This is a genomic window from Streptomyces sp. NPDC005805 (assembly GCF_040630445.1).
GTDB lineage: Bacteria > Actinomycetota > Actinomycetes > Streptomycetales > Streptomycetaceae > Streptomyces.
Window position 1 is genome coordinate 1 of the sequence record NZ_JBEXXN010000058.1, and the last position, 16,578, is coordinate 16,578.

Here is a 16,578-nt window from a genome sequence, read left to right on the forward strand (position 1 = left end):
CCGCTCCATGCCGCTCACCCCCCCGCGCGGGGGCGCCGGGCCCCCCCCCCCCCGGTATCCCCGCCCCCCGGGGCCCCCCCCCCCCCCCCCGGCGGGGGCGCCCCCTCGGGCGTTCGGACGGGGGGAGGTCCGGCGCCGCTAGGGTGGCGGGAGCCGATCGCGGAGGAGCACCACAGAGGATGATCACCCAGATCCGGATCGACGGCTTCAAGTCGTTCCGCGGCTTCCACCTGGACGTGCCCCCGGCCCTGCTGGTGCTGGGCGCCAACGGCGCGGGGAAGTCCAACCTCTTCGACGCCCTGCGGCTGGTGGCGGGCACGGCCGACCGGGGCGTCGAGGACACCGTGCGCCGGGACCCGCGCCTGGCCGCCGGCGGGCTGTTCCGTCGCGGCGAAGCGGGCCCCGGAAGCGAGTTGACGATCACCGTGGGGGCCCTGGTCGCCACCGCGGACGGGCCGCTGCCGATCCGGATCCGGCTGCGGCTCGACCGCACCGAGCACCGGTCCCTGCGGCCCGCCCGGGGCAGCGCCCTCTGGGTGAGCAGCCTGGAGGAGACCGGCTGGATGGAACGCGTCGGCCTGGACGGGGACGCACGCGAGGCCGTGGTGCGCGCCAGGGCCGCCTTCGCCGCCCGGTCCGCGGGCCGGGGCGCCGCGTACCTGCCCTTCCACGGCCCGCTGGGTGCCGCGCTCCCCCCGGGGGAGACCGTGGACGACGCCCTGCTCGCCGAGCCGGGCGCGGAACTGCGGATGCTCGCCGCCCGCGAGTGCGCCGCCTGGCCGCCCCTGCTGCTGGACCCGGCCGCCCTGCGCCGCCCGACGCCCGTCCTCGGCGAGGGGCGGCTCGCCCCCGACGGCGCCAACACCGCCGAGGTGCTGCGCCGCATCGAGGAACGCCCCCCGCTGTGGCGCCGCTTCGCCGCGGACCTCGCCGCGCTCGTCGAGGACATCGAGGACGTGCGCACCGTGTACGACGAGCGGCGCGAGGAGTACGACTTCGAGGTCCGCTTCAGCCGCACCGGCTGGCTCTCCCCGCCCGCCCTCTCCGACGGCACCCTCCGGATGGTCGCCCTCCTCGCGGCCGCGCAGGACCCGGCGTGGCCGGGCGGGATGTGCGTCGAGGAGATCGAGAACGGCATGAACCCGGAGCACGTCGCCGACCTGGTCCGCCGGCTCCGGCGCGGCACCGGGGTGGACGCCGGAGCCGCGTCCTACCGCCAGCTCATCGCCTCCACCCACTCGCCCGCCCTGCTCGGGGCCCTGCGCGGCGACCTCTCGGGCAGCATCGTCTTCCTGGAGCAGGCGGACCGCGTGGACCCGGCGGACGGCAGCGTCTCCCGCGCCACCGTCGCCCGCCCGCTGCGCCCGTACGACCCCGGACGCAAACCGGGGGAGACGGTCACCCCGGAGCGGGTGGAGCGGCTGCTCCGCGGGCTGGGGGGCGGCGGACGGTGAGGACGATCCTGCCGGGGCTGCTCGTCGAGGGCAGCGACGGGCCCTATCTGGAGCAGTTGGTGGTCCGTCAGCTCGACCGGCTGCTGCTGGAACGGAGCACGCAGACCGTCGACGTCCTGTCCTGCGAGGTGTCCCCGGTCCGATCCAATGACAGGCCGGACCGGGTGCTGGAAGCCGCGGCCGAGCTGGCGAGGGACTGCGACATCGTCTTCGTCCACGGCGACGAGGACGCGCGTGACGCCCGGCTGAAGCTCGTCGCCGAGCTGGACGTCCGCCGGGCCGCGGCCCCGCGTGCCGGGAGGGCCGTGCCGCTGGTGCCCGTGCTGATGACGGAGTCGTGGATGCTCGCCGACCGGGTGGCGCTGGAACGGGTCGCCGGAGGGCTGCCGGAGTACCCGTACGCCAAGCCGTCCGCCGTCGAAGGGCAGGTCCGGTTCAAGGGGAGCAGGGCGAAACTGGGGCCGAAGCAGGTCTGGAAGGCGCTCCTCGGGGAGGACGCGCGCGAAGTGCTGCACGACCGGGCGGAGTTGCTGGTCCGGCACACGGATCTCGACGTGCTCGCCCAGGTGCCCTCCTACCGGCAGTGGTGCGAGGAGACCGAGGCGGCGCTCGCGGCGTCCGGCTTCCTGTAGACCCCGGGCCGTCCCCGGGCCCCGTTCGCGCGGGTGATCGGGTCGGGTGGGCCGTGACCGATCAGGGGGCGTCGCGTTGCTCACGGCATGACCACAGCACAGCGCCTTCTCGCCGCCGTCGCCCTCGCCGCGGGGGCCACCGCCCTGGCCGCGCCCGTCGCGAGCGCGGCGCCCCTCGGGCCGATCGAGCCGCTCTCGGTGACGGACGAACTCGACGCGCTCGCCGCCGACTCGGTCGGCCCCGAGCACAGCAAGGCCGTCCCGGCCCCCTCGGAGCAGCTCGCCGGGCTCAACCGGCTCGCGGGTGTGCCGCACGACCTGGACCCGCTGACGGGCCAGCTCGCCCCCGTGACGGGGCTCCTCGGCGCCTGACGCTCCGCCCCGCCCTGACCCGCTCCCGGACGCCGGGGGCGGGTCAGTGGCGTATGCCCAGGCCCGGCAGGCGCAGCTCCCCGCGGTCCTTGCAGCTCGCGTCCCGGGCCCGCAGTTCCTCCGGGCGGACCGTGCCCCGGGCGCGCAGCTCGTTGACGACCAGGCCCGCGAGCGCCGCCGCGTCCGCCCGGTCCGGGGCCGGGTACTCGGTCTGCCACCAGCCCCGGTCGTGGGACTGCCAGCCGCGGGCGCGCATGGTGTGCGTGTGCAGGTCGACGCCGGGCGCGTCCCGGTCGTCCACCGCCGCGTGCAGCCCGTCCTCGATGCTGTACGACAGGACCAGCTGGCGGCCCCGGTCGGCCGTGCTCGTCAGCGTGAAGCTCGCCCAGTCCGCGCCGACCTGCACCGGCAGCTGCTCGACCCAGGAGGCGAGCAGGACCTCCAGGCAGGCGCCGAAGTGGTCGAGGCTCACCGCGGAGCGGGCCGGTGGCGGGCCCGGCGGACGCTCCCCGGGGCCGCCGCGGTCCAACTGCCAGACGTACGGCAGGGATTGCGCGTCGAAAGGCTCCTCGCCCGAGGGGCCGCTCCAGGCGAACCGCCGGTGCTCCTCGCGCTCCAGCGTCGCCGTGTCGTGGACGGAGAGCCCCACGCTCTGCACATCGCCGGAGAGCAGCACCGTGCGGCTGCTGTCGCGCCACCGGACGCAGGGGCCGTGCGCCGAGCCGCCGTAGAGGGTCGGCTCGCCCAGCCGGGCCACGATCGCCCCGTACACCTCGCGCAGCGCCTCGCGGCGCTCGGCCGAGGAGGCGCCCGGGGTGTGGACGACCACCGGGAACGGGACCGGCCCCGGGCACGGGACGGGCCCCGGCGCCTCGTGCAGCGCGCGGGCGAACTCCGCAGCCTCCGCCGGCGTCAGTGCCGTCCGGTGGTTCCCCCAGGTGTCCATGTCAGCCATCGTGCCAGGCCCGGCCGGCATCGCGGGCCCGCACGGCGACCGAGGCCGATTCCCGACGGGCCGGTCCGCCGACCCGCAGGCTGTCCCGGGCCGTCCGGATCATGTGGCCGGAAGTCGATCGGACTCCTCGCGGGGACCGGGACGGGGACTCGCCGGGACCGGGGCGGGGGCGGGGGCGGGGACCGGGCGGGTGGCGGATATCGCCCACCCCTGTGAGTAAGCCCACGAAACGGGCAAACGATCACGATCGCCTGCGACAGTGTTCTCTGCAGGTCATGCGTTCTTTGCGGGCTGTTCCCGGTCAAAGATCCACGAACCAGTCAGGGAGCAGTCGTTGGCAGCAATCGCCCGGTGGTGCGTCAGGCACCGCCTCGTCGTCGTCCTGCTCTGGCTCCTCGCGCTCGGCGGCACCGCCGCGGGCGCGGTCGTGGCCGGGTCCGCGTACTCCAACGACTACGACGTCCCCGGGACCGAGTCCGGCCGGGCCACCGCCCTCCTCCAGGAGGGCTTCCACGGGCGCGGCGGCGACAGCGACAACGTCGTATGGCGCACCGACAGCGACAGCGGCAGCGTCCGCGATCCGGGCGTCGAGCAGCGGATGTCCGCGATGCTCGACAAGGTCGCCCGGCTCGACGGCGTCGCCTCCGTCACCAGCCCCTACAGCGGGCAGGGCGCCGGGCAGATCAGCCCCGACAGCCGCACCGCCTACGCCGTGGTCACCTTCGAGCGGCAGGCCGACGAGATCCCCGTGGACCAGGCCACCGCGGTCGTGGAGACCGCGGAGGCCGCCGAGGGCGCCGGGACCGAGGTCGCGGTCGGCGGCACGGCGGTCGCCCTCACCGAGGCGCCCGGCGGGCACCTCGCGGAGATCGTCGGCGTGGCCGTCGCCGCCGTCGTGCTCTTCCTCGCCTTCGGCTCCCTCGCCGCCAGCGTCCTCCCCATCGCCACCGCCCTGGTCTCGGTCGGCACGGCCTACGCGGGGATCGTGCTCCTCGGGCACGTCATGACCGTCGCCGACTTCGCGCCCATGCTGGGCCTCCTCATCGGCCTCGGTGTGGGCATCGACTACGCGCTGTTCATCGTCACCAGACACCGCCAGGGCCTCAAACGCGGGCTCCCGGTCGCCGAGGCCGCCCGGGAGGCCGTCGCCACCACCGGCCGGGCGGTCGTCTTCGCCGGGGCCACCGTCTGCATCGCCCTGCTCGGCATGCTGATCCTGCGCCTCGGCTTCCTCAACGGCGTGGCCGTCGCCGCCTCGCTGACCGTGGTGCTCACCGTCGCCGCCTCCGTCACCCTCCTCCCCGCGCTGCTCTCCTTCATCGGCATGCGCGCCCTCAGCCGCCGCGAGCGCCGCCGGCTCGCCGAGCACGGCTCCGCGCCCGAGCTGCCGACCGGCTTCGCGGCCCGCTGGTCCGCCTTCGTGGAGCGCCATCCCAAGCTGCTCGGCGCCGTCGCCGCGGTCGTCATGGCGGTCCTCGCCCTGCCGACCCTCTCCCTCCACCTCGGCACCTCCGACCAGGGCAACGGGCCCGCCACCGCCACCACCCGGCAGGCGTACGACCTGCTCGCCGAGGGCTTCGGGCCCGGCGTCAACGGGCCGCTCACCGTCGTCGCCACCCTCGACGGCGCGGACGACAAGGTGGCCATGGACCGCCTCGCGGGCACCCTGCGCTCCACCCCGGGCGTCGCCGACGCCTCACCGGCCGCGTACAACGGCAGTGGCGACACCGCCGTGCTGACCGTCGTCCCGGAGACCTCGCCGCAGAGCAAGGACACCAGCGAGCTGGTCGACCGGCTCCGCGAGGAGATCCTGCCGGCGGCCGAGCAGGGCACCTCGCTCACCACGTACGTCGGCGGGGTGACGGCGAGCTACGACGACTTCGCCTCGATCATCGTCGGCAAGCTGCCCCTCTTCGTCGGCGTCGTGATCGCGCTCGGCTGCCTGCTCCTGCTGCTCGCCTTCCGCTCGGTCGGCATCCCGCTCAAGGCCGCGCTGATGAACGTGGCCGCGGTCGCCGCCGCGTTCGGGGTCGTGGTGGCGATCTTCCAGTGGGGCTGGGGGAGCGAGCTGCTGGGCCTCGGCCGGGCCGGGCCCATCGAACCCTTCCTGCCCGTGATCATGGTCTCGGTCCTCTTCGGGCTCTCCATGGACTACCAGGTCTTCCTGGTCAGCCGGATGTACGAGGAGTGGCTGGAGACCGGCGACAACCGCCGCGCGGTCCGGGTGGGCCTCGCGGAGACCAGCCGGGTGATCAACTCGGCCGCCGTGATCATGATTTCGGTCTTCCTCGCGTTCGTGCTGAGCGGGGACCGGGTGGTCGCGATGTTCGGCATCGGACTGGCCGCGGCCGTCGCCCTCGACGCGTTCGTCCTGCGCACCCTGCTGGTGCCCGCGCTGATGCACATGCTCGGCGGCGCCAACTGGTGGCTGCCCCGCTCGGTGGACCGCTGGCTGCCCCGCATCAGCATCGAGAAGCCCGGGTGCCGCGAGGCGGCCCGTGCGAAGATCCCGGTGCAGCGGCGGCGCGAGGACGAGGAACTCGTCCCCTAGGCGTAGGCGGTCCGGCCGGATGCGGCCGCCGCCCCGCTGCTCGACGACTCGACGACCCGACGGTGGGGAGCAGCGTGTACACGGTCAGCCTGGGTGACGACGGCGCGGAACTGGGACCCCTGGAGCCCTGGCAGGCCGAGGAGTTCCTGGCCCACATCGAACGCGGCCGGGAGCACATAGGCCGCCATGTGGGCCTCCCCGACCTGGTCCGGGACCTCGCCGGGGCCCGCGCCCACCTCCAGCGCTACGCGGACAAGGCGGCCGCGGACACCGGCCGGATGTACGGCATCCGCCTGGACGGCACCCTGGTCGGCGGGGTGCTCTTCCCCGTCATCGACGCCGCCCAGGGCACCTGCGAGGCGGGCTGCTGGCTGGAGCCCGCCGCGACCGGGCGGGGCCTGGTCACCCGGGCCGCGACCGTGATCATCGACTGGGCGGTGCGGACGCGCGGCTTCCACCGCGTGGAGTGGCAGGTCTCCTCCGCGAACGCCCCCAGCATCGCCGTCGCCCGCCGCCTCGGCATGACCCGCGAGGGCGTCCTGCGCCAGAGTCACCTCTACCGGGGCGAGCGGCAGGACATCGAGGTGTGGTCCGTCCTGGCCCCGGAGTGGCGGGCGAGGAGGGCACGGGCGGCGGAGCCCGGTGCGGGACGGGTGTGAGCGGCGCGTCCGGTACATGTACACGCCCGAGTCCCCGCCGGTGCGGGTGCCCCGAAACGGCCCCGGCAACAGACCCCGGACAACAGAAAGGGCAAGGAGGTCACCGACTCCTTGCCACTCTCAACGTATAGCGCAGTGGGGGGCTTGCCGCAAGGCCCCGGTCGTGCCGCAGAATCGCAGGCCGGACGCGGAAACTGAGCGGATATACGGGGATTTGTGATGATCGATGTGATCGTGGTCGGCGCCGGACCGACCGGTCTGATGCTCGCCGCCGAACTGCGGCTGCACGGGGTGCGGGTGGTCGTGCTGGAGCGGCTGACCGGGCCGACCGGTCAGTCCCGGGGGCGCGGACTGCATGTGCGCAGCGTGGAGCTGATGGACCAGCGCGGTCTGCTGGACCGCTTCCTCGCGGTCAGCGAGACGTTCACGGCGGGCGGTCTCTTCGGCGGGATCGTCAAGCCGTGGCCTGAGGGGCTGGACACCGCCCACCCCTACGGGCTCGCCACCCCGCAGCCCGTCACCGAACGCCTGCTGGAGGAGCGCGCCCGTGAACTCGGCGCCGAGATCCGGCGCGGGCAGGAGGTGGTCGGGCTGAGTCAGGACGAGGAGGGCGTGCGCGTCGAACTGGCCGGCGGCGCCCGGCTCGGCGCGCGCTACCTCGTCGGCTGCGACGGCGGCCGCAGCACGGTGCGCAAGCTCCTCGGGGTCGGCTTCCCGGGCGAGCCCGCCACCGTGGAGACCCTGCTCGGCGACATGGAGGCGACCGCCGACCGGGAGGAGATCGCCGCCGCCGTCGAGGAGGTCCGCAGCACGCAGCTGCGGTTCGGGATCGCCCCCGACATCGACGGGCAGCAAGGGGTGTACCGCATCGTGGTGCCCGCCGACGGGGTCGCAGAGGACCGGGCGACCGGGCCGACCCTCGACGACTTCCGGCGGCAGCTCCGGGCCTACGCCGGCACGGACTTCGGGGTGCACTCGCCGCGCTGGCTCTCCCGGTTCGGGGACGCGACGCGGCAGGCCGAGCGCTACCGGGCCGGGCGGGTGCTGCTGGCCGGCGACGCGGCGCACATCCACCCGCCGACCGGCGGCCAGGGGCTCAACCTCGGCGTCCAGGACGCGGTCAACCTCGGCTGGAAGCTCGCCGCGGAGGTGAACGGCTGGGCGCCGGACGGGCTGCTGGACACCTACCACGCGGAACGGCACCCGGTGGGCGCCGCCGTACTGGACAACACCCGTGCCCAGATCACCCTGTTGGGCACCGAACCGGGCCCGGCGGCGCTGCGGGAGCTGCTCTCGAAGCTGATGGACTTCGAGGAGGTGAACCGGTACGTGACGGGGATGATCACGGCGGTCGGGGTCCGCTACGACTTCGGCGACGGCCCCGGGCTCCTCGGGCGGCGGCTGCGGGACCTCAGGCTGTCCGGGGGACGGCGGCTCTACGAACTGACGCACACCGGGCGCGGGTTGCTGCTCGACCGGACCGGGACCCTCTCGGTGGCGGGCTGGGCGGACCGCGTGGACCACGTCGTCGACGACGTGGACGAGCGGGACGCGCCGGTCCTGGCGGGCCTGAGCGCGGTGCTCCTGCGGCCGGACGGGCATGTGGCCTGGGCCGGGGACGGGCGGCGGGACCCGGACCTCCTCGACGTCCTGCCGCGGTGGTTCGGCGCGGCGGGGGCCCCGGGCGGGATCTAAGGCGCCCGGTGGGAATACGGGCCGGTGCGGGGCGTCCCTAAGGACCGGGCGCTCCCGAACATGAGGCAGCCGCCCGATGTGCCGCCCCCGCCTGAGGCGCGAGAGTCGAGTCCAGCGGCAGCCGCCGCGACACGACCGCCGGGCCACGGCCCGCCGACCCAGGGAGCACCCGTGCTGCACTACGAGATCCAGGAGCTGCACCGCGCCGAACTGATCCGCGAGGCCGCGGAGCAGCGCCGCATCCGCGAGGCGGTGGCCGGCGCCGCCGCCCGCGGCGGGCGCAGACGCCGCCGCAAGGACGGGAAGGGCCGGGTGAACCCAGCGGACACCAGCCGCTACACCCGCGCGGCATGACCGGCGGGCCGCCGCCCGGCGGCGCGTCGGCCCGGGAGCGCCGCTCGTCCGGCCCCGTGTCGGCCGGTCCGGAGCCCACGGCTGTGGCCGGGCCCGCCCGCGCCTCGGGTGTGTCCGGGCCGGTGGGCCGGGCGGCGGGCCCCGGGCCGGACGCCCCTGTGGGCTCGACCGGGTCCGGCGGGGCCGCCCGGCCCCCGGACGCCCCCGCCCCGCGTCCGTCGCCCACGGGGGTGGCGGCGGACGCGGGGCCGGGGGTGTCGTACCCCTGTGCGATGCTCGGCGGTGTGGAGACCCGATCCGTCAGCCCCGTCTTCGTCGGCCGCGCCGGTGAACTCGCCCTGCTCACCGACGCCCTGACCCGTGCCACGGGCCCGGCCGCCGGGGACGGCGCGGGCGGGGAGCCGCAGGCGCTGCTCGTCGGGGGCGAGGCCGGTGTCGGCAAGACGCGGCTCGTGGAGGAACTGCTCAGCGAGGCGTGCCGCCGGGACGCCGTCGTCGCCGTCGGCGGCTGCGTCGAGATCGGCGCGGACGGCCTCCCCTTCGCCGCCTTCTCCACCGCGCTGCGCGCCCTGCACCGCCGCCTTCCCGAGGAGTTCGCCGGGGCCGCGGCCGGACAGGAGGACGAACTCGCCCTGCTGCTCCCGGAACTCGGCCCGCGCGCCGAGTCCGCGCACCGCGACGAGTCCGGCACCGCGCGCCTCTTCGAACTCGCCGCCCGGCTGCTGGAGCGCGTCTCCGCGCGGCACACCGTCGTGCTGGTCCTGGAGGACCTGCACTGGGCCGACGCCTCCACCCGTCATCTGCTCGCCTACCTCCTGCGCACCCTGCGCCGAGGGCGGCTGCTCCTGATCGCCACCTACCGGTCCGACGACGTGCACCGGCGCCACCCGCTGCGCCCCCTCCTCGCCGAACTGGACCGCACCCGCACGGTCCAGCGCGTCGAGCTGACCCGCTTCAACCGCTCCGAGGTCGCCCGCCAGATGGCCGGCATCCTCGCCGACGACCCGGCGCCCGCCCTCGTCGACCGCGTCTTCGAACGCTCCGACGGCAACGCCTTCTTCGTGGAGGAACTCTCCGCCAGCCTCAGCGCCGACTCCTGCTCCGGGCTGCCGGACTCCCTGCGGGACATCCTCCTGGTCCGCATCGAGACGCTGACCGAGGACACCCAGCGGGTGGCGCGCATCCTGGCCGAGGGCGGCTCCACCGTCGAGCACGCCCTGCTCCAGGCCGTCGCCGGGCTGCCCGACGACGACCTCGACGAGGCGCTGCGGGCCGCCGTCGGCGCCAACATCCTGCTCGCCACCCCGGACGGCGACGGCTACCGCTTCCGCCACTCCCTCGCCCGGGAGGCCGTCAGCGACGACCTGCTGCCCGGCGAGCGCTCCCGGCTCAACCGGCGTTACGCCGAGGCCCTGGAGGCCGACCCGGGCCTGGTGCGCGAGGAGGAGCGCACCACCCGCCTCGCCACCTACTGGTACCGCGCGGGCGACGCGGCCAAGGCCCTGCCCGCGGTCCTCGCCGCCTCCGTGGCCGCCCGCCGCCGCCACGCCTACGCGGAGCAACTACGGCTCCTGGAGCGCGCGATGGACCTGTGGGAGGCCGCCTCCCCGGAGGTACGGGACGGGCTGCGCCCCGTCGACCACGTCGAGGTCTACCCGCCCTGCGGCTGCGACCCGGCCACCGCCCCGCTGCGCTATCTCGACCTGATGGCCGAGGCCACCGTCGCCGGACGCCTCTGCGGCGAACGCGAACGCGCCTACAAGATCAGCAAGCGCGGGCAGCGCCTCGCCGAGGAGGACGGCGACCCGCTGCGCGCCGCCTGGTTCTCCATCCAGCGCTCCCGCCTGGTCTCCTCCCTCGGCCGGGGCGACGGCTGGGCCGAACTCAGCACCGCCCAGGACCTGGTGCGCGGACTGCCGCCGTCCGCCGTGCACGCCGAGGTCCTCGCCGACTCCGCCTCCTGGGGCATGACGCACAACCCCGGCCCGGAGAGCCTGGCCACCGCCGAACGGGCCGTCGCCTACGCCCGGATGGTCGGCGACGAGGACATCGAACTCCGGTCCCGGCTCACCCTCGGCAGCCTCCTCGTCGACTCCGGCGACATCGACGGCGGCCTGAAGGAGATGCACGAGGTCCGGGAACGCGTCCTGGAGCTGCGGCTGCCCGCGCACATCGGCCGCTCCCATGTGAACCTGCCCTCCGTGCTGCACAACACGGGCCGCTACCGCGAGGGCCTGGACCTCCTCGTCGAGGGGCTGGCCCACTGCGAGCGGTACGGCCTGCGCGACCACGAGGCGTGGGTCCGCAGCAACCTCGCCGAGACCCGCCACGCGCTCGGGCAGTGGGACCGCGCCCAGGAGGCTGGCGAACAGGCCCTGCGCACGGCGACCAGCCCCGTCCCGAAGGGGTACGCCTCCGCGGTGCTGGCCCTGCTCGCCGTGGACCGCGGAGACACCGCCGGGGCCGCCGCCCGCCTGGCCGGGGCCCGGGAGTTCTTCGGCCCGCACGACCCCATGCCGCAGAAGACCCTGCCGCTCGCCGTCGTCACCCTGCGCCTCGCCGCCGCCGAGGGCCGCCAGGCCGACGCGCGCGCCGAGCTGGCGCGGGTCGCCGCCGAGGGCTTCCCGCCCGGCACCCAGTGCTACGCCTGGCCCCTGCTGCTGGCGGCCGCGACCCTGGAGGCCGACACCAGGGACCTGCCGGCCACCGCGCCGGAACGCGCCGCCCGCCTCGACCGCATCCGCGCCGCCGCCCGGAGCCTGCCCACCGCCGTACCCGTCTGGCACGCCCTGGAACGCTGGGTCCGCGCGGAACTGCGCCGGGCCGAGGACGCCGACACGGCCGAGGACTGGGCGGAGGCGGTGCGTGCCGTCGAGCCGCTGGACCGCCCGCACGATCTGGCGCGGGTGCGTCTGCGGTGGGCCGAGTCCCTGCTGCGGCCCGCCGCGCCCGGACCGGCGGACGAACGCCGTGCCTCGGCGGCGGAGCTGCTGGGGCTGGCGGGGGAGACGGCCCGGGAGCTGGGCGCCCGCCCGCTCGCGGAGGACGTCGCCCTGCTGGCCCGCCGCGCCCGGATCGCCCCGGCCACGGCCGCCGGTGAAACCCCCGCGCCGGCCGCCACGACCGGTGAGCCGGACCGCGCGGAGGCCGCAGCGCTCGGTCTGACCCCGCGCGAGCGGGACGTCCTGCGGCTGGTCGCCGCCGGGCACAGCAACCGCCGTATCGCCGAGGAGCTGTACATCTCGCCGAAGACGGCGAGTGTCCATGTCTCCAACATCCTCGCCAAGCTGGGCGTCACGGGCCGGGTGGAGGCGGCGGCGGTGGCGCATCGCCTCCGCCTCTTCACCGACCTGCTGGACACCCCGCCCCGGCCGTGACGCGGCCCGCCGGGCCACTCGGCGGGCCGGCCCCCCGTCAGCCTGTCCAGGCGCGGTCGGTCCGTCCGGGCCCGGTGCCTCGCGCCACCGGCCTCGGCCCCGCGCCACCGGCCTCGCGCCTATCGGCCCGCTGGAGGCCCCGGGCCGTGACGCGCCCCGCTGGGGCACGCGGCCGACGTCCCGACGCGCCCGTTGGCGTCCGGCCCGTCCGGGCCGGGTGCCTCGGGGCGCATCCCGCCGCCCGTCCGAGCCGCCTGCGGCGGGCCTTTGCGCTACCGGTGGGAAGCCTTCGGCCCCGCGCCCACCGGCCCGCAGTGTCCCCGGCCTCCGACTGGGCCCGGAGAGACCACGCCGGCACGGGCGGAGCACGTTTCCGCCAGCAGGCGCGGTCGGCCCGTCCGGCCCCGCAGCCCCGGTCCACCCCGACGCGCCCCGGTCCGAGCCGCCCGCGGCGGCCCTCACGCCTCCGGCGGGGGTCCCTCGGGGCCGTCCGGTCCGGAGGCCTCGCCCGGGTCGGGCACCGCCGGGCGGCGGACCGTGACCACGCCCGAGGTGAGGTCTATCGGCCCGCAGCCGGGCTCCGCGCCGTCCCCCACGTCCTCGCGGGTGAGCTCCAGGCGGTTGCGTTCGGCCTCGGTGTGCGCGCGGCCGGGGGAGAACAGTTCATGGAACAGGTCGAACACCGCTCGGCCACCTCCCCGGTGGGCCTCCCGGTCCGTCCGGGAGGGTGTCGCAGACGTGCTCCGCCGGCTTCCGCGGGCGGGCGGGTGCTAGCGGACCTCCAGGCGGAGAATCCGGTCGTCACCCTGCCCCGGGTTTCCCCGGCCGTCGGTCTCACTCGTGATCAGCCACAACTGGTCACCGCCGGCCGGCAGGACCGTGCGCAGGCGGCCGTACTCCTCCTCCAGGAACGGCTGGGGGTCCGCGGAAGGTTCCGTTCCGGCGAGCGGGATGCGCCAGAGCCGCTCACCGCGCAGGCCCGCCATCCAGATCGAGCCCTCGGCCCAGGCGATACCGCTCGGCGAGGCCTCGGAGGTCCGCCACTGCGCGACCGGGTCGGTGAACCCGGACTCCCCGGCCCGGCCCTCCACCTCCGGCCAGCCGTAGTTCTTCCCCGGCTCGATCAGGTTCAGCTCGTCCCAGGTGTTCTGCCCGAACTCGGCCGCCCACAGCCGCTTCTCGCCGTCCCAGGCGAGGCCCTGCACATTGCGGTGGCCCAGCGAGTACACCACCGAGTCGGCGTCCGGGTTGCCGTGCACGGGCTGCCCGTCCGGCGTCATCCGCAGGATCTTGCCGCCGAGGGACTCCCTGTCCTGGGACAGCCCGGTGTCACCGGCCTCGCCGGTGCCCGCGTACAGCATCCGGTCCGGGCCGAAGGCGATCCGGCCGCCGTTGTGGATCACGCCCTTGGGGATGCCCCGCAGCACCGTGTCGGGCGCGCCGAGCTGCTGCCCGGCCGGCTTGCCCTCGTCGTACAGCATGCGGGCGATGCGGTTGTCCGAGGCGGTGGTGAAGTACGCGTAGACCATCCGGTCCGAGGCGAAGTCGGGCGAGACGGCGAGGCCCAGCAGGCCGCCCTCGCCGCCCGGTGAGACACCCGGGACCGCGCCCAGCTCGGTCTTCTTCCCGCCCTCGGCCGCGACCCGGGTGATCGTGCCCCCGTCCCGGGAGGCCACCAGCAGGTCCCCGCCGGGCAGCGCGGCCGCGCCCCAGGGCGACTCCAGTCCCTCGGTCAGCGTGGACACCACCTCGACCGAGCCCTTGGCGGGCGGGGCGGAGGGGGTGGCGGAGGCGGCCGGGCCGGACGCGGCGGGGGAGGAGCCCGCGGCGGACGGGGAGCCGGCGGTGCCGCCCGCCGGGTCCCCCGCGTCCCCCGACGAGCAGCCGGCCGTCAGGACGAGCGCGGCGGCGGCCAGGGCGGCCGCCAGAGCTGGACGGTGCACGGTGGGATCCCTTCGACGGCAGCTCGCGGTGTGCGGCGAGCGCGGGTGACGTGCCTGTCTCCTACCTGTCTTACACCCGGGCGCCCCCGGAGGTTCCCGATCTTCGGAAAGAATCCCGTCCCCCGGAAGGCCCCCTCCGGAGCGGGCCGCCCCGGAGAGGGCTCCTCAGTCCCAGGAGCCCAGGGCGCGCGGCAGCGCCGCGATCTCGGCGAGGTCCCGCTCCGTGAGCCGCAGCCCGGCGGCCGCCGCGTTCCGGACCGCCCACTCGGGCCGCTTCGACCCCGGCACGGGCACCACGTGCCGGCCCCGGCCCAGCACCCACGCCAGTGCCACCGTCGCCGCGGTGGCGCCGGGGCCGTGCCGTTCGGCGACCCTGCGCAGCCCCGCGACCACGGGCTGGTTCGCGGCCATCATCTCGGCGGTGAACCGGGGGTGCCGGGCCCGGGCGTCGTCCGGCTCGAAGCCCTGCCCCGGGGTCAGTGTCCCCGTGAGGAAGCCGCTGCCCAGCGGCATCGCCGCCAGGAACCCGACGCCCCGCGCCTCGCACCACGGCAGCAGCCGCGTCAGCGCCTCGGGCGACCAGACCGACAGCTCCGCCTGCACCGCGCTGACCGGGAACACCTGCTGTACGCGCTCCAGTTGGCGGATCGTTCCGTCGTGCGGATCGCCCCCGGCCCGCCGCCCGGCCCGGGCCCCAACGGCCCGAACGGCCCGGACGCCCGGCCGGGCGCCACCGGCACCGCCGCCCGCGTCGCCCACCGCGCACAGCCCCAGCGCCCGTACCTTCCCCGCCGTGACCAGCTCGGCCATCGCGCCCCAGGTCTCCTCGACGGGCACCTCGGGGTCGGCCCGGTGCAGCTGGTACAGGTCGATCACATCGGTCCGCAGCCTGCGCAGCGAGGCGTCGCACGCCCTGCGCACATAGCCGGGGCGGCCGTTGGCGACCAGGTGCTGGTCACCGAGGAGCAGCCCCACCTTCGTCGACACGAAGGCGTCCGCGCGCCGCTCCTTCAGGGCCCGGCCCAGCAGCAGCTCATTGGTGAACGGGCCGTACATGTCGGCGGTGTCCAGCAGGGTCGTCCCGGCGTCCAGCGCGGCGTGCACGGTGCGCAAGGAGCGCTCCCCCCGCTGCTGCGAGCCGGTGTACGCCCAGCTCATCGGCATGCAGCCGAGCCCGACGGCGCCCACCCGAAGGGCCGCCGCACCGATCGTCCTGCGCTCCAACTCCCCGTAACCGCCTTCCGTGTGGGCCTTTTCGTGGACCGGGCCGGGCCGCCCCAAGAACTTAACCAATGCCCACGGCGCCGATGCGTACGGCCCGGCTTCGCATAGCCTCCTGACCATGACTTCCGATGTGTGGCTGCCCATCGCCGCCGACGAGATCGACGGCCTTCCCTCGCCCGCGGACTCGGGCCTCACCTACCGTTTCTGGGACGGCGGAGCGGACTTCCCGGCCGATCCGGCCGACTGCGTCTTCTACGCCGTGCCCTATATGAAGGGCATGGAGATCGCCATACGCCCGCTGGAGGCCATGCGGTCGGTGCGCGTGGTGCAGACCCTCTCCGCCGGCACGGACCATGTGGAGCCCGGCCTCGCCTCCCTGCCCGCCGGGGTGCGGCTGTGCAACGCCAAGGGCGTGCACGAGGCGTCGACCGCGGAGCTGACCCTCGCCCTGGTCCTGGCCTCGCTGCGCGGGATTCCCGGGTTCGTGCGCGGACAGGACGCCGAGGAGTGGCGCTCGGGCTTCTACCCGGCCCTCGCGGACACATCGGTCCTGATCGTCGGCTACGGCTCCATCGGCGCGGCCGTCGAGGACCGGCTCGCGCCCTTCGAGTGCGCGCGGGTGGCGCGCGTCGCGCGCTCCGCGCGGACATCGGAGCGCGGCGAAGTGCGCGCACTCGCCGATCTGCCCGCCCTGCTGCCCGAAGCGGACGTGGTGATCATCACGACGCCGCTCACGGAGCGGACGAAGGGCCTGGTGGGAGCCGATTTCCTGGCCCGGATGAAGGACGGGGCGCTGCTGGTGAACGTGGCCCGCGGCCCGGTCGTGGACACAAAGGCCCTGCTCGCGGAGGTGGAGACGGGCCGGATCACCGCCGCCCTCGATGTCACCGACCCCGAGCCGCTGCCCGCCGGACATCCGCTGTGGCACGCCCCCGGAGTGCTGATCAGCCCCCATGTCGGCGGCTCCACCTCGGCGTTCATGCCCCGCGCCAAGCGCCTGCTCGCCGATCAGGTGAGCCGCTTCGCCGCGGGGGAGGAGCCGCGCAACGTGGTGCTGACGACCGGCGGTTGATCACCCGGCGCCGCCGGGACCTCACCCTGCGAAGTCACCCGAATGCGCCGCGTGGCCCCGTTGTCGCAGGTCGTCACGGAGAGTAGAGGCGCTATGTCCCTGAGTGACGATATTGGTGTATCGTCCCGACCTGGGGGCTGCACCGGACGCAGAGGGGCGGTGCGGCTACGCGCACGCGCACTGACTGCCGATCAGACCTGAGGGGGGCGACGGGCGATGCGGGGCCGATGGACCGACGAACCGACGCGGCGGAGCCGCCGACGACCACCTCCGTGCGCCCCGGCGGGCCG

General features: G+C 75.6%; 13 protein-coding genes. 9 read left to right on the forward strand and 4 right to left on the reverse strand.

Annotated elements, in window-relative coordinates:
* The first annotated feature begins 179 nt into the window (after positions 1-179).
* The 3 genes from ABZ457_RS25345 (at position 180) to ABZ457_RS25355 (ending at position 2,458) form a co-directional block, all read left to right on the forward strand.
* Positions 180-1,454, forward strand: a complete 1,275-nt coding sequence (locus tag ABZ457_RS25345) for an AAA family ATPase (protein ID WP_359161408.1) — start codon at positions 180-182, stop codon at positions 1,452-1,454.
* Entirely contained in the window at positions 1,451-2,086 is a 636-nt protein-coding gene (locus ABZ457_RS25350; protein WP_359161411.1) for a hypothetical protein, read from the forward strand. Before ABZ457_RS25345 ends, ABZ457_RS25350 begins: the two co-directional genes overlap by 4 nt.
* A gap of 87 nt (positions 2,087-2,173) precedes the next feature.
* Positions 2,174-2,458: a hypothetical protein gene (locus tag ABZ457_RS25355; RefSeq protein ID WP_359161414.1), complete on the forward strand. Its 285-nt coding sequence runs from the start codon at positions 2,174-2,176 to the stop codon at positions 2,456-2,458.
* A 43-nt stretch (positions 2,459-2,501) separates the two neighbouring features.
* Here ABZ457_RS25355 and ABZ457_RS25360 read toward each other — a convergent pair whose 3' ends face one another.
* Positions 2,502-3,413, reverse strand: a complete 912-nt coding sequence (locus tag ABZ457_RS25360) for a hypothetical protein (protein WP_359161417.1) — start codon at positions 3,411-3,413, stop codon at positions 2,502-2,504.
* Between the two features lie 334 nt (positions 3,414-3,747).
* Between ABZ457_RS25360 and ABZ457_RS25365 the strand changes: the two genes are divergently transcribed.
* From ABZ457_RS25365 to ABZ457_RS25385, 5 genes are all read left to right on the forward strand, one after another.
* A complete protein-coding gene (locus ABZ457_RS25365) occupies positions 3,748-5,964 on the forward strand; it encodes an MMPL family transporter (protein ID WP_359161420.1) in 2,217 nt (738 codons plus the stop codon).
* A gap of 74 nt (positions 5,965-6,038) precedes the next feature.
* Positions 6,039-6,623 (forward strand): GNAT family protein, encoded by a 585-nt coding sequence (locus ABZ457_RS25370; RefSeq protein ID WP_359161512.1) that lies wholly within the window; start codon positions 6,039-6,041, stop codon positions 6,621-6,623.
* A 219-nt stretch (positions 6,624-6,842) separates the two neighbouring features.
* Positions 6,843-8,318 (forward strand): rifampin monooxygenase, encoded by a 1,476-nt coding sequence (rox, locus tag ABZ457_RS25375; protein ID WP_359161423.1) that lies wholly within the window; start codon positions 6,843-6,845, stop codon positions 8,316-8,318.
* A gap of 171 nt (positions 8,319-8,489) precedes the next feature.
* Positions 8,490-8,672, forward strand: a complete 183-nt coding sequence (locus tag ABZ457_RS25380) for a hypothetical protein (protein WP_359161427.1) — start codon at positions 8,490-8,492, stop codon at positions 8,670-8,672.
* A 272-nt stretch (positions 8,673-8,944) separates the two neighbouring features.
* On the forward strand, positions 8,945-12,049 hold the full coding sequence (locus tag ABZ457_RS25385) for an AAA family ATPase (RefSeq protein WP_359161515.1): 3,105 nt from the start codon (positions 8,945-8,947) through the stop codon (positions 12,047-12,049).
* A gap of 458 nt (positions 12,050-12,507) precedes the next feature.
* On the opposite strand, the gene ABZ457_RS25390 is transcribed toward ABZ457_RS25385, so the two are convergent.
* From ABZ457_RS25390 to ABZ457_RS25400, 3 genes are all read right to left on the reverse strand, one after another.
* Entirely contained in the window at positions 12,508-12,732 is a 225-nt protein-coding gene (locus ABZ457_RS25390; RefSeq protein WP_359161430.1) for a DUF6191 domain-containing protein, read from the reverse strand.
* 87 nt (positions 12,733-12,819) lie between these two features.
* Complete coding sequence (locus ABZ457_RS25395; protein WP_359161433.1) at positions 12,820-13,992, reverse strand: PQQ-dependent sugar dehydrogenase; 1,173 nt, start codon at positions 13,990-13,992, stop codon at positions 12,820-12,822.
* A 165-nt stretch (positions 13,993-14,157) separates the two neighbouring features.
* The gene (locus ABZ457_RS25400; RefSeq protein WP_359161436.1) at positions 14,158-15,216 is read right to left on the reverse strand and encodes an aldo/keto reductase; all 1,059 of its coding nucleotides are present in this window, start codon (positions 15,214-15,216) and stop codon (positions 14,158-14,160) included.
* A gap of 118 nt (positions 15,217-15,334) precedes the next feature.
* Here ABZ457_RS25400 and ABZ457_RS25405 point away from each other — a divergent pair, with 118 nt between their 5' ends.
* Positions 15,335-16,288 (forward strand): 2-hydroxyacid dehydrogenase, encoded by a 954-nt coding sequence (locus ABZ457_RS25405; RefSeq protein ID WP_359161439.1) that lies wholly within the window; start codon positions 15,335-15,337, stop codon positions 16,286-16,288.
* Positions 16,289-16,578 lie beyond the last annotated feature (290 nt).

What these genes read in the sequence shown, in the direction of transcription:
- ABZ457_RS25345 (WP_359161408.1), top strand. Translation starts at nt 180, where the DNA reads ATGATCACCCAGATCCGGATCGACGGCTTCAAGTCGTTCCGCGGCTTC.
- rox (WP_359161423.1), top strand. Translation starts at nt 6,843, where the DNA reads ATGATCGATGTGATCGTGGTCGGCGCCGGACCGACCGGTCTGATGCTC.
- ABZ457_RS25385 (WP_359161515.1), top strand. Translation starts at nt 8,945, where the DNA reads ATGCTCGGCGGTGTGGAGACCCGATCCGTCAGCCCCGTCTTCGTCGGC.
- ABZ457_RS25355 (WP_359161414.1), top strand. Translation starts at nt 2,174, where the DNA reads ATGACCACAGCACAGCGCCTTCTCGCCGCCGTCGCCCTCGCCGCGGGG.
- ABZ457_RS25405 (WP_359161439.1), top strand. Translation starts at nt 15,335, where the DNA reads ATGACTTCCGATGTGTGGCTGCCCATCGCCGCCGACGAGATCGACGGC.
- ABZ457_RS25360 (WP_359161417.1), bottom strand. Translation starts at nt 3,413, where the DNA reads ATGGCTGACATGGACACCTGGGGGAACCACCGGACGGCACTGACGCCG.